General features: G+C 78.0%; 1 protein-coding gene. It reads right to left on the bottom strand.

The genetic code is table 11. The features are described from left to right. Positions 1-554 (bottom strand): polyketide synthase dehydratase domain-containing protein (locus AWZ10_RS35040; protein ID WP_159058464.1); only part of this gene is annotated, 554 nt, incomplete at both ends.

The following is a 554-nucleotide window of genomic DNA, read 5'->3' on the forward strand; positions in this document are numbered from 1 at the left end:
GCCGTCGGTGCCCGGCGTGGCCGGGAGTTCGGCGGCGGTCCAGCGCACCGCGTACAGGGCACCGTCGGCGGGGCGTGCGGTGTCGAGGGCGCCGTCGGCGACCGGGCGGCTGACGAGGGAGTCGACGGTGGCGACGGGGCGTCCGGTGCCGTCGGCGAGGTGCAGGCGTACGGCGCCCGAGGGGCCGGTCTCCAGGCGGACCCGCAGGCCGGTGGCGCCGACGGCGTGCAGGGTGACACCGCTGAACGCGAACGGCAGGCCCACGGCGCCCGGTTCACCGGCGTCGTCGCCACCGCCTGCGAGCTGGACGTGCAGAGCGGCGTCGAGGAGCGCGGGGTGCAGTCCGTAGCGGGCGGCGTCGCGGTGCTGGTCCTCGGGGAGGGCGACCTCGGCGTACCGGATGTCACCGGACTGCCAGGCGGCGCGCAGGCCCTGGAAGACGGGCCCGTACTGGTAGCCCTGGTCGGCGAGTGCCTGGTAGAAGCCGTCCAGGGGGACGGGCCGGGCGTCGGCGGGCGGCCAGGCGGCCGGCTCGGCCTCGGTGGCGGCGGGTG

The organism is Streptomyces europaeiscabiei, from assembly GCF_001550375.1.
GTDB lineage: Bacteria > Actinomycetota > Actinomycetes > Streptomycetales > Streptomycetaceae > Streptomyces > Streptomyces europaeiscabiei.